The organism is Exiguobacterium sp. OS-77 (assembly GCF_000414195.2).
Lineage (GTDB): Bacteria > Bacillota > Bacilli > Exiguobacteriales > Exiguobacteriaceae > Exiguobacterium_A > Exiguobacterium_A indicum.
On sequence record NZ_DF239008.1, the window covers coordinates 809,617 to 822,125 of the forward strand.

Consider the following 12,509-nt stretch of genomic DNA (forward strand, 5'->3'; position numbering starts at 1 on the left):
TTTTAGTTACTTGATGTAAATTCGGTGTCTATCTTTTTGATGCAAGTCAGAAAACTCTACTTTATAGGCGCGGACCAGCTGACTTGATCGCATCCGTCGCACTCTCGAAACGAAGGAAATTGTTCTGGAATTTCTCAGCAAGCGAACGCGCTTGTGTGTCGTATTCGTCCGGATTCGACCAGACGCGTACCGGGTTGAGTAACTCACTTGGAACACCAGGAACTTCGAGCGGCATATGAAGTCCAAAGATCGGGTGTTCTTCTGTTGGAATCGTTGCAAGTGTGCCGTTAACGGCAGCGTTGACCATCGTCCGTGTATACGATAGCTTCATGCGGCTACCTGTTCCGTAAGCACCGCCTGTCCAGCCCGTGTTGACGAGATAAACGGTAACACCATGACGATCAATCAATTCGCCGAGCATCGTCGCATACTTTTCAGGCATCAGTGGAAGGAATGGTGAACCGAAGCACGTCGAGAAGGTCGCTTCTGGTTCCGTGACCCCACGTTCTGTTCCAGCGAGTTTTGATGTATATCCTGATAGGAAGTGATACATCGCTTGTTCTTTCGTCAATTTGCTGATCGGGGGCAAGACGCCGTACGCATCAGCTGTCAAGAAGACAATCGTCTTCGGATGACCAGCGCGTGACGGAACAGCGATGTTATCGATTGCCGTAATCGGATAAGCAGCACGCGTATTTTCCGTCAACGATGTATCATCGTAATCAGGATGACGGGCTTCGTCGAGTACGACGTTCTCAAGGACGGTTCCGAAACGGATCGCGTCAAAGATTTGCGGTTCTTTTTCACGCGATAGATTGACCGTCTTCGCGTAACATCCGCCTTCGATGTTGAAGACACCATCGTGCGACCAACCATGCTCATCGTCACCGATCAATTGACGGCTATCATCGGCTGAAAGGGTGGTCTTACCAGTACCAGATAGACCGAAGAACAAGGCGACGTCGCCTTCGTGTCCGACGTTTGCCGAGCAGTGCATCGAAAGGACGTTTTCTTGTGGCAAGAGGTAGTTCATGACGGAAAAGATCGACTTTTTGATTTCTCCAGCGTATTCCGTTCCACCGATCAAGACGATTCGGTGTTCGAACGACATCGCGATGAACGTCTCGGAGTTCGTTCCGTCAACGGCAGGATCTGCTTTGAAATGTGGCGCGTAGACGACCGTGAACGGTTCGAAGGCAGCCACTTCAGGATACTCGCGTAAAAAGAGTTGTTTGGCAAACAGGTTATGCCAAGCATATTGTGTGAGCACACGGACCGGAAGGGTGAAGTGCGTATCTGCTCCAGCAGCAGCTTCTGTGTAGTAGAGATGATCAGCTTCGTTCATGTAACGAAGAACCTTTTGCAACAATTGTTCAAATTTGTCTCCATCCATTGGTTGGTTGACATGACCCCAATCAATGTGAGACTCGCAGGAAGAATCACGGACGATGAACTTATCTTTTGGTGAACGACCTGTAAATTTCCCCGTTTCTACAGATAATGCGCCGTTCTCAGCAAGGACACCTTCTTCGTTTCGAATCGCATGTTCGACAAGTTCAGCAACAGATAGTTGTTTGAACACATGCTCTTTCTTGAGTAGTTCTTCGATATTCAGGACCGTCATCGGCATCCTGACCCCACCTTTCCCCTACGTTGGTTTTGGCTCACTGTATTTAGTATGACACATTTATTATATATGACATACTAAAGAGAGAGCAATCATTTTCTAGTGCTGATTTCTATTTATCTGGAAACGCTTTCAGCATTAACAGTTTAACATCTCTTTCAAAAAGTTTCGACTAGAATTTGAAACCTTGCTTGACAGAGTAGTTACAACTTTATATCATGTAATTCGTAACGGATACTCTTATTCTGAGCAGGTGGAGGGAACAAGGCCCGAAGAAACCCGGCAACCGTCCTACATTAATTCACATATTAATGAGGGAAAAGGTGCTCTCCTGAAGCGAAGTAAACACTTCGAACGATAAGAGGGTAAAGGAAGAACGCACAACCTTTCCCTGACCATTTTTTGGACTTGGAAAGGTTTTTTTCATTTTACCGTCCCACTCAACTAGGGGAAATGAGTACACCGTCAAATTCTTTTTTGGGAGGGTCATACATGACAAACCTTAATCGCCGACTATTCACGTCGGAGTCAGTCACTGAAGGTCATCCAGATAAAATCTGTGACCAAATTTCGGATTCAATTCTTGATGCAATCCTCGCAGCGGATCCAAACGCGCGTGTTGCGGCAGAAACTTCTGTTACAACAGGTCTCGTTCTCGTTGCAGGTGAGATCACGACATCCACTTACGTCGACATTCCAAAAGTCGTTCGTGAAACGATTCGTGAGATCGGTTATACACGCGCGAAATACGGTTTCGACGCGGACACATGTGCTGTATTGACATCAATCGATGAGCAATCAGCAGACATCGCTCTTGGTGTAGACCAAGCGCTTGAAGCACGTGAAGGTAGCATGTCTGATGCAGAAATCGATGCAATCGGTGCAGGAGACCAAGGTCTCATGTTCGGTTACGCAACGAAAGAAACACCAGAACTCATGCCACTTCCAATCTCGCTTTCACACCGTCTCGCACGCCGTTTGGCAGAAGTGCGTAAAAACGGTCAACTCGACTACCTTCGTCCGGACGGAAAAACACAAGTCACGGTCGAATACAACGAGAACAACGAGCCGGTTCGTGTCGATACGATCGTCATCTCGACACAACACGCGGAAGAAGTTACGCTTGAGCAAATTCAAGCTGACTTGAAAGAACACGTCATCACACCGGTCATCCCGGCTGAATACATCGACGCAGCAACGAAATTCTTCATCAATCCAACTGGTCGTTTCGTCATCGGCGGACCACAAGGAGATGCTGGATTGACGGGTCGTAAGATCATCGTTGATACGTATGGTGGATACGCACGCCACGGCGGTGGAGCATTCTCTGGTAAAGATCCAACAAAAGTCGACCGTTCAGCTGCATACGCAGCACGTTACGTCGCGAAGAACCTCGTTGCTGCAGGTCTTGCAGACAAAGCAGAAGTTCAACTCGCGTACGCAATCGGTGTCGCGCACCCGGTATCAATCGCGGTTGATACATTCGGTACAGGAAAACTTCCTGAAGCACAACTCGTCGAATTGGTTGCTGAAAACTTTGATCTTCGTCCGGCTGGAATCATCAACATGCTTGATCTCCGTCGTCCGATCTATCGTCAAACAGCTGCATACGGTCACTTCGGTCGTACAGATGTTGAGCTTCCATGGGAGCAAACAGATAAAGCAGCAGTTCTTGAAGAACAAGCAAAACGTTTCGCATAATCAAAAAGTCCGAGAACCCTATGCGGGTTTTCGGACTTTTTTGTTTACGGGGAACTTTGCAGGAAACGAATGTTTTTTCTAGAAGAGGGTAAAAGTACATGAGTCGATTCGTATGAATACAAAGGGGGGTTCCGATTATGGAAATACGCGAAGCTATTCCAGCCGATGCAGGACGTATTCATGACATTGCCGTCACATCCTGGTTGGATACGTATGCAGAAATCTATTCCGAGCGCTCGAAAGCGCATTTCGTGCAGGAAGCGTATCCGCAAGAGGAGGTTGTTCGTGCGATCCGGACGGCAGAAGAAGCACGGGGAGAGTATTTTTATGTCGGAATCATCGATGAGGAAATCGTCGGTTTCATTCATGCTATTGATGTTGAGGGAACGTGGGAAATCATTCGTCTGTACGTCTTACCGAAATATCAGCAAAACGGAATCGGACGACGATTGATCCGTGAACTCGAACGACAAGGAGCCGTCCCACTCGAAGTATACGTGGAGGCACGTAACTATAAAGCGCGTCAGTTCTTGATCTCATTCGGTTTTGAAGAACTCAGTGAGATGACGGAAGAAGTCTTTGGGCAAGTAGAATCTGTCATTCGCCTTCGCCATGTCGCCTCGTGAAATCCGTCTTGGGACGGTTTTGTGTGCGTTTGAAATAAGGTATCGTAAATAGGAAGTATGAAGTGAAGAGGTGAGTTTGTGGTTGAACAACCAACAGGAATCATCGTATTAGTCTATCCGTTACAACTGCGTGCCCGTCCGAGTGAAGCTTTGATTCGGGTACTCGAACGAGAGTATGAAGTATTGCTCGTCGACGCCCCACGTCGTATCTCGTTTGAAGAACATGGTCAACTGTTAAAAGAAGCATTACGTGAAGCCGGGAAACGCAAGCTACCGATTCATATCGTCGCCTGTAGCATGGGCGCACTCGTCGTCAATCGTCTGTTGCAAGAATATGAATTACCGGTAGCAAGCCTTGCATTCATTTCACCGTTGTTTGATTGGCACCCTTCGAAACAACTCGGAGGCGTCAAACAAGTCTTCGCAAGTGCGTTCGATCGTTTCCGGCCCGATGCGCCACTCGGTACGTTGCCGTTTGGTCAAAGTACGGAAGATACCGTTCGCATCGGTGAACTGACCTATGCACAGTACCGGGAAATCGAAGAAGAGATCGTCGTACATGACGAGGAACGAAAAAAACTGCCGCGTGTGAACTTGGCTTGTTTTTATGCACCGGACGATCAGTTCGCAGACGTCAAGCTGACACTTGAAGTATGCCGGAAAATGGGTGGCGATCAGATTTACTTACAACGTCTACACGGTTTTCCGCATTTTAGTTTCGAACGGTTGAACACACGGTTTGCAGAAAAATTAATGTTGTTCTTTAAGCTTGTTGAAGAATGAAATCACAAAAGTGATGCCTCTAAAAAAGGGGCATCACTTTTTTGTGCCCATCATCCGCGTACTTTTTTCTCGATCGCGATGATGAACGGGGGATGATTTTGTTGGTTCAAGAAGCGATACTGGAGAACGGCATAATCTTGCTGATCAAGGGCTGTGACGTAATCGAGGACAGCGTCACGTTCTCGTTTTCCTTCCAAGTGACCGTGATAGACGACGAGGACGACAAGACCGCCGGGAGCGAGGACCGGGAGGAGGGCATCGAGTGCTTCAAGCGTCTCTTCTCCGGTCGTCGTGATTGATTTGTCGCTTCCAGGCAGGTATCCGAGATTGAAGACTCCAGCGCGGACAGGACGTTGTTCGTCCGAAAGACGGGCACCGACATGGATGTGGCTTTCATGGTAAAGGTCGACGCGTGCTAACATTCCGGCTTCGTCGAGACGTCGCGTCGATTCCTCAATGGCTTGTGCCTGGACGTCGAACGCAAGAACCCTTCCTTCTGGACCGACACGTTCTGCTAAAAACTGTGTATCATGTCCATTTCCGGCAGTCATATCGACGACGCAGTCTCCGGGCTCGATAACGGACTCGAGTAATTGTTTCGTATAAGGTAATACACGGGCAAGTGACATGGCATAGACTCCTGTTCCTATAGTCTGTTTTTCTAGTAATGGTTCAGTATGTGCAAGATTCTTTCTGCATTATATCATTTTTTGATTCGTTGACGAAAAGCGAAGTAGCTTGACAGTTAGGGGACGGATTGCGTAAAGTGGCAAGGTTGAGAATGAAATAGGAGGACCACAGGTATGCCAAAATTACCAAAAGCGGTCTGGATCCTCGTCCTTGCGATGGCCATCAATACGACGGGATCCTCTTTTTTATGGCCGTTTAATACATTATATATTCATGAATATTTAGGAGAGTCGATGACAAAAGCAGGGATGGCATTGTTCGTCAACTCTGCCTTAGCAATCGTCGGAAACTACTTAGGTGGAAAAGCGTTTGACCGTCTCGGTGGCAAGAAGACGCTTGTCATCAGTGTCATCGGACTTGTCCTGTCTTCCGTTGGCTTGTTGCTATTTCATCAGACGTACCTCGGATACGTCGCGATGCTTGGATTGATTGGATTCGTCGGTGGGATGGTTTTTCCGACGATCTACGCGATGACGGGTGTCATCTGGCCGGAAGGCGGGCGTCGTGCCTTTAATGCGATTTATGTCGCACAAAACGTCGGTGTAGCGCTCGGGACAGCAGTCAGTGGTCAAATCGCTGCCTTTTCGATTCAGTACATCTTCATCGCCAATCTCGTCCTCTACATCGCCTTTGCCATCATTTTGTTCGTCGGTTTATCCTGGATTCAGGCACCAGCGCGGATGCATGCGGCACATGACGAGATCGAAACGACACGCACACCCCTTGCGCGCGGTGCGGCACGGACGATGTTGCTCGTCTCGATCGGGTATGCCTTACTTTGGTTCGTTTATGTGCAATGGCAAGGAACCTTTGCCGTACACACGAAATCGCTCGGTGTCACGATTTCCGAGTACTCTATTCTTTGGACGATCAACGGAGCACTCATCGTGTTCGCACAACCTTTATTAACACCAATTCTCCGGTGGTTTGGAGATGACTTGAAGCGACAATTGATGACCGGTACAGGAATCTTCCTCTTGTCTTATCTGATCGTTCCGTTCGCAGGCGGCTTCAAGATGTTCCTCGTCGCGATGATCATTTTGACGATTGGTGAGATGTTCATCTGGCCAGCGGTTCCTGCTATGGCGGCGAGACTCGCGCCAATCGGAAAAGAAGGAGAGTTCCAGGGATACGTCAATATTGCCGCTTCAGCGGGACGGATGATCAGTCCGACCGTCGGAGGGTTGATCTACGATTTATCCGGTATGTCAGCGGTCTTCTTGACATTGATTGGATTGATTCTGTTAGCAGGCGTCGTATTCCTTCGTGCCATTCCTAAAATCACATCATGAGCATCATCTGTAAGACAGCGGACATTAGATTCGCTGTCTTTTTTTTACATCATTAATGCGCTAATTATAAAACAAATCATTATTAATATGGAATATTTCGGCAAAGAAACGGGTACTTTCTAATCAAGAACTTGAAAAGAAAGTTCATGTGAACGTTGCTTCTTTTTGACTGGAGGTGCACGAATGGAAAGGTGTCAATTCATCACAGATGCCGCAACTTGGACGACACACGTACAGCAACAGCCTCTTGATATCTTCTACAGTCACCAATACGTCACGCTTAACGCTAGACCGTCTGAGCAAGCGGTGTTATTTCGTTATGAAGGTCATGCGGGAACACTGTTCTATCCCTTTTTAAAGCGTCGGATTTTTGATACGCCTTATTCAGATCTCATCACGCCGTATGGCTACGGCGGACCGGAAATCGTCGGTCGCTTAACCGCAACTGAAATGCAGCATGCACGTCTATCGTTTGAAAGGTGGGCGGAGCAAGAATCGGTCGTTTCGGAAATGATTCGCTTTAATCCGTTGACCGGTAATGAACGGTTCATGCAGGACTGGACGAAAGTTTCCTTCATCCGTCATACGACGAGTATCGATTTACGCCCTTCAATAGAGGACATCATGCAGACATTTCATAAGAAGACGAGAAGTATGATTCGCAAATCGCTTGCCTCTCCTTTAACCGTTAGAATAGGAACGCGAGACGACCTACCTGTTTTTGTAGCGTTGTATCATGAAACGATGGACCGGAAGAATGCTTCGGCTCATTATTATTTTACCGCGACGTATTTTGAGCAGTTGATGGAAACGAACCCGCTTTGTGAACCCATATTGCTGATGGCGGAAATCGAAGGAGAAGCGGTTGGAGGGTACCTCGTATTGCTCGGAAAAGAATATGCCCACGGTCATTTGATTGGTTGTAAGCGGGACGAAGCGAAGATGTTCCCAAATCAACGACTTGAGTACGAAGCGATTCTTCAGGCGAAAGCACGCGGTCTCGTCGAACAACATCTCGGAGGTGGATATCAAGAACGGGATAGTCTCTTTGAGAGTAAATGCCGTTACACCGGGTACCGTTTATTTGAGTATCATCAAGGAAAATCGATTCTTCAACCAGCCGTATACGATCAGTTGTGTATACGATACGGGTCAGATGCTAATTCGGATTATTTTCCGGCTTACCGACAAACCAGTGTCCAAATGGCGACAAGTTAAACAGTAACTAAATGAAGAAGGTGAAACGACTACATCGTGTAGTCGTTTTTTTGATATGCTGAAATCATGATAGATCAATTGAGGGGGATGTGTCTTGAAAAAACGAGGTCTTATTTTTGATATGGATGGGGTCATCTTAGATAGTGAAATCCGCTACTTTGAGGTCCACCAGCAGATGTTCAAAACGTTATCGATTCCGCTCGATCCGGTTCAGTATGCGACATTCATGGGGAAAACAGGAGATGAGATGTGGGAAGAACTTGTCGCGCAACACGAGCTCCCAGAAACAGCGAGTGCTTTACTTGAGGAAGAACATCGCTTGTTTCAAATTCATGCAAAACCAGAGGCGTGTGGTTTAAAAGAGGGAGTCAAACAAGTCATCGAACAAGCGACATCTCTTGGTTACGATATCGGGATCGCTTCTTCGAGTTCGCTTCAAAAAATCGAACGCGTCATCCGTCATTACGAGCTTCCAATCACGCATTACGTCAGTGGGGAAGAAGTCGTGCGTTCGAAGCCGGATCCCGCGATTTTTCGACTTGCGGCATCACGAATCGGGCACGCACCTGAGAATTGTCTCGTCATTGAAGACGCTGCAAACGGGATGATCGGCGCAAAAGCAGCTGGTATGGAAGTGATTGCGCTTCTTGATGACCGGATGCCAGCGCAACGTTTAGAACAAGCAGATCATATTGCGCGATCGCATGCGGAAATTGAGGAAATTTTACGGAAGCGTTGACGCTTGAGGAAGAAACAGATTACACTAGGAAAAGATAGTCAAATGCAGGGAACTGAAGTAGTAGGGGAAAGGTGCCGTCAAGAGAGCTGGTGGAGGGTGCGAACCAGTCGGTAACAACCGTGAACTCGTCAGGGAGCACGATTCGTGAAGTCGTAGTAGCGAATCCGGTCCTTCACACCGTTATCTGTGAATCAAGCGGTCTGTCATAGACAGACAACGTGGGTGGTACCGCGGAAGCCAAACCGGTCTTTCGTCCCTATTCCTAGGGGCGGAGGACCGGTTTTTTTTAGATTAGAGGAGGAAAAGACATGCCGTACAATCATCGCGAAATTGAACCAAAATGGCAGGCGCGTTGGGATCAAGACAACGCCTTCGTCACGACAGAAGATCCAGAAAAAGAAGGGTTTTATGCCCTTGATATGTTCCCGTATCCGTCAGGTGCCGGACTCCACGTTGGACACCCGGAAGGCTACACGGCAACGGACATCCTCGCGCGGATGAAACGGATGCAAGGATACAACGTCTTGCACCCAATGGGTTGGGATGCGTTCGGGTTACCAGCAGAACAATACGCTCTCGATACAGGGAATGACCCACGTGAATTCACAGCGAAAAACATCGAGACGTTCAAGCGTCAGCTGAAAGAACTTGGATTCTCCTATGACTGGGATCGTGAAATCAACACGACGGATCCGAAGTACTACAAATGGACACAGTGGATCTTTACGAAGTTGTATGAAAAAGGACTTGCGTTCGTGGACGAAGTCGCGGTCAACTGGTGCCCGGCACTTGGAACCGTTCTTGCGAATGAAGAAGTCATCGACGGATTATCTGAACGCGGAAATCATCCGGTCGTGCGTGTTCCGATGCGTCAGTGGGTCTTGAAAATCACGGAATATGCGGATCGTCTTCTTGAAGATCTCGATGACCTCGATTGGCCGGATTCTGTTAAAGAGATGCAACGGAACTGGATCGGGAAATCAGAAGGTGCTGAGATCGATTTCACGATTGATGGACATAAAAAACAAGTCACGGTCTTTACGACACGTCCGGACACAATCTTTGGTGCGACGTACCTCGTGCTTGCGCCGGAGCATCCATTCGTAGCTGACATCACGACAGCGGATCACAAGGAAGCCGTCGATACGTACATTTCGCAAGTCCAAACGAAGTCAGACCTCGAACGGACGGATTTAGCGAAGGAAAAAACAGGCGTCTTCACGGGTGCTTTCGCCGTCAATCCAATCTCAGGTGATCGTCTTCCGATCTGGATCGCTGATTATGTCCTTGCTTCTTATGGAACGGGTGCAATTATGGCAGTTCCAGGACACGATGAGCGCGACCATGAATTCGCGAAACAATTCGACTTGCCAATCGTTGAGGTCGTCGCGGGTGGAAACGTCGATGAAGCAGCCTATACAGGAGAGGGCGAACACGTCAACTCGCATATGCTTGATGGTCTTGGAAAACAAGAAGCAATCGAGACGATGATTGCTGAACTCGAAACGAATCAAGTCGGACGCAAGAAAATCACGTATCGTCTCCGCGACTGGTTGTTCAGTCGTCAACGGTATTGGGGTGAGCCAATCCCAGTCGTTCATATGGAAGATGGTTCGATGAAGACGCTTAGCCAAGAGGAATTACCGCTCGAACTTCCAATCATTCCGGAGATCAAGCCGTCTGGTACAGGCGAATCACCACTTGCGCTTGCGGAAGACTGGTTGGATTATACGGATCCTGAAACAGGAATGAAAGGGCGTCGCGAGACGAATACGATGCCACAATGGGGCGGAAGCTGCTGGTATTATCTTCGTTTCATCGATCCGCACAATGAAGAGGCGATCGCGGATCCAGAAAAATTAAAATACTGGCTTCCAGTCGATATTTACATCGGTGGTGCGGAACACGCCGTTCTCCACTTATTGTATGCACGCTTCTGGCATAAAGTCTTGTATGATGCAGGCGTCGTGCCAACAAAAGAACCATTCCAGAAGTTATACAACCAAGGGATGATTCTTGGAGAGAACAACGAGAAAATGTCGAAATCACGCGGTAACGTCATCAATCCGGATGAAATCGTTAAATCGCATGGTGCGGATACGTTACGCTTGTATGAAATGTTCATGGGTCCACTCGATGCATCAGTTGCCTGGTCTGAGAACGGACTTGACGGTGCGCGTCGTTTCCTCGATCGTGTCTGGCGCTTGTTCGAACGGACAGCAGACATTCAAGATGTCGCAGAAGTCGATGCTGACTTCGAACGGACATACCACCAGACGGTCAAGAAGGTTACGGAAGACTTCGCGAACATCCAGTTCAACACCGGAATTTCGCAACTCATGGTCTTCGTCAACGAAGCAAACAAACAGCCGGTGCTTCCGCGTCACTTCCTTCGTGGGTTCATCCAATTGTTAACACCAGTTGCACCGCACCTTGGTGAGGAACTCTGGGAACAACTTGGATTTGAAGAGACATTGACGTATGCGGCATGGCCAACATTCGATGAATCGAAACTCGTCAGCGATACAATGGAATTCGTCATTCAAGTGAACGGAAAAGTTCGCTCGAAAATCGAAATCAACATCGACGCGACAAAAGAAGAAATCGAGGCACTTGCCTTTGCCGACGAAAAGACACAAGAATGGATCGGCGACAAGACGGTTCGAAAAGTCATCGTCGTACCGAAAAAATTAATCAACATCGTAGCAAATTAAGCCATAGCCCCTTTCATTCGTTTGACGCGAATGGAGGGGGTTTCTTCATTTCCGTCGCAAGTCCGCTTTTTTTTTGAACGTCCTTCTGCTACACTGAATCAGAAACCGAGAAAGAAAGGCGATTACCATCAATGAAACGATCTTATATAGTCTATACAACGATTTTTGCCGTCGTTTCGGGTTTGATTCTTTGTGTACTGCTCGTCTTCTCAAAACCAGAGACGATGTCGCGTATTCAGGAAACGTTCGCGAAAATCGAGACGCAATCGAAGCATCAGGCAGCTGTCAAACAGGTGCCGACGAAAACGCCTTCAGCTATTCCGAATCCGGAAGAACCATTAATTAAGAATGTCCAGCAGATGTTATATGATGATTCCATCGGGTCGTACCTCGTCGTCACAGACGATTATCGTTTCTTTGAAATTAGTGGAACAGGTGAGAGGATCAATGCCTCCTTCCAATTAGAAGAAGGGAAATTACTTCTTTCTGGCCTCGATGGCATGACACTCGTTGACGGAGAGACCGTCGCTTTATTGACATCGAATCAGATTCTCGTGACAATCACGCGAAAAGATGGTGTCTGGAGCGAAGAAAAACGTGAAAAAGTACAGGGGACGACGATTCGAGACAGTTTCCATGGGCTTGGATATGATGCGAAGAAAAAGGAATTCTATACGATCAATCATATCCGTGCAATCGGACGTGTGGAATTGACTCGTTTCGCCATGAAAGAGGATAAAATTAAGATTGATCCAGATGCGTCGGAAAAGAAAAAACGGGCTTTAAAGAAAAAGCAAAAGCCGCCGTATTTATCGATCGTAGAACGAAGTAAAATTGAACCGGCGAATGGGATGCGAAGTGATGCGAAGAAAGTATTCGAATCCGACTTCCGACCAATTGGTCTTGCGGAACGACAAGGACGCATCTACACACTTGATTCAGAAGCACTCTATCTCTATTCGATTGATCAGAAAGATCAGACGATCACGGGAGAGACGGCAAGTCCGAAGGTCTATGGTTCAAAAGGGATTTTCGTACAGGATAATGAATTGTTTGCCTTAGTCGAGACAGATAAGTTTTCGAGCCGATCGTTCACACCGATTGACTGATGCATAAAAA

At 47.6% G+C, this 12,509-nt stretch carries 10 protein-coding genes, 1 riboswitch and 1 other annotated feature; of the genes, 8 read left to right on the plus strand and 2 right to left on the minus strand.

Features of this window, described 5'->3' with window-relative positions; genetic code table 11:
* Positions 1-61: 61 nt before the first annotated feature.
* On the minus strand, positions 62-1,630 hold the full coding sequence (pckA, locus tag EXG77_RS03935) for a phosphoenolpyruvate carboxykinase (ATP) (protein WP_023469109.1): 1,569 nt from the start codon (positions 1,628-1,630) through the stop codon (positions 62-64).
* A gap of 234 nt (positions 1,631-1,864) precedes the next feature.
* Positions 1,865-1,991: riboswitch (SAM riboswitch) on the plus strand.
* A 128-nt stretch (positions 1,992-2,119) separates the two neighbouring features.
* On the opposite strand from pckA, the gene metK reads away from it, so the two are divergent.
* The 3 genes from metK to EXG77_RS03950 all read left to right on the plus strand — a co-directional run bounded on the left by metK (position 2,120) and on the right by EXG77_RS03950 (position 4,737).
* Complete coding sequence (gene metK, locus EXG77_RS03940) at positions 2,120-3,328, plus strand: methionine adenosyltransferase (protein ID WP_023469108.1); 1,209 nt, start codon at positions 2,120-2,122, stop codon at positions 3,326-3,328.
* A 137-nt stretch (positions 3,329-3,465) separates the two neighbouring features.
* The gene (locus EXG77_RS03945) at positions 3,466-3,954 is read left to right on the plus strand and encodes a GNAT family N-acetyltransferase (RefSeq protein WP_035396456.1); all 489 of its coding nucleotides are present in this window, start codon (positions 3,466-3,468) and stop codon (positions 3,952-3,954) included.
* 78 nt (positions 3,955-4,032) lie between these two features.
* Positions 4,033-4,737: a serine aminopeptidase domain-containing protein gene (locus EXG77_RS03950; RefSeq protein ID WP_035396459.1), complete on the plus strand. Its 705-nt coding sequence runs from the start codon at positions 4,033-4,035 to the stop codon at positions 4,735-4,737.
* A 50-nt stretch (positions 4,738-4,787) separates the two neighbouring features.
* Here EXG77_RS03950 and EXG77_RS03955 read toward each other — a convergent pair whose 3' ends face one another.
* Positions 4,788-5,387, minus strand: a complete 600-nt coding sequence (locus tag EXG77_RS03955; RefSeq protein ID WP_255343803.1) for a class I SAM-dependent methyltransferase — start codon at positions 5,385-5,387, stop codon at positions 4,788-4,790.
* 153 nt (positions 5,388-5,540) lie between these two features.
* On the opposite strand from EXG77_RS03955, the gene EXG77_RS03960 reads away from it, so the two are divergent.
* The 5 genes from EXG77_RS03960 (at position 5,541) to EXG77_RS03980 (ending at position 12,499) form a co-directional block, all read left to right on the plus strand.
* The gene (locus EXG77_RS03960) at positions 5,541-6,719 is read left to right on the plus strand and encodes an MFS transporter (RefSeq protein WP_023469104.1); all 1,179 of its coding nucleotides are present in this window, start codon (positions 5,541-5,543) and stop codon (positions 6,717-6,719) included.
* A gap of 183 nt (positions 6,720-6,902) precedes the next feature.
* The gene (locus tag EXG77_RS03965) at positions 6,903-7,937 is read left to right on the plus strand and encodes a peptidoglycan bridge formation glycyltransferase FemA/FemB family protein (protein ID WP_035396462.1); all 1,035 of its coding nucleotides are present in this window, start codon (positions 6,903-6,905) and stop codon (positions 7,935-7,937) included.
* 94 nt (positions 7,938-8,031) lie between these two features.
* On the plus strand, positions 8,032-8,676 hold the full coding sequence (locus EXG77_RS03970) for an HAD family phosphatase (protein ID WP_035396464.1): 645 nt from the start codon (positions 8,032-8,034) through the stop codon (positions 8,674-8,676).
* A gap of 38 nt (positions 8,677-8,714) precedes the next feature.
* Positions 8,715-8,937: a binding site (T-box leader), on the plus strand.
* A gap of 47 nt (positions 8,938-8,984) precedes the next feature.
* Positions 8,985-11,390: a leucine--tRNA ligase gene (gene leuS / locus EXG77_RS03975; RefSeq protein WP_035396465.1), complete on the plus strand. Its 2,406-nt coding sequence runs from the start codon at positions 8,985-8,987 to the stop codon at positions 11,388-11,390.
* Positions 11,391-11,521: 131 nt separating this feature from the next.
* The gene (locus tag EXG77_RS03980; RefSeq protein ID WP_023469100.1) at positions 11,522-12,499 is read left to right on the plus strand and encodes a hypothetical protein; all 978 of its coding nucleotides are present in this window, start codon (positions 11,522-11,524) and stop codon (positions 12,497-12,499) included.
* Positions 12,500-12,509 lie beyond the last annotated feature (10 nt).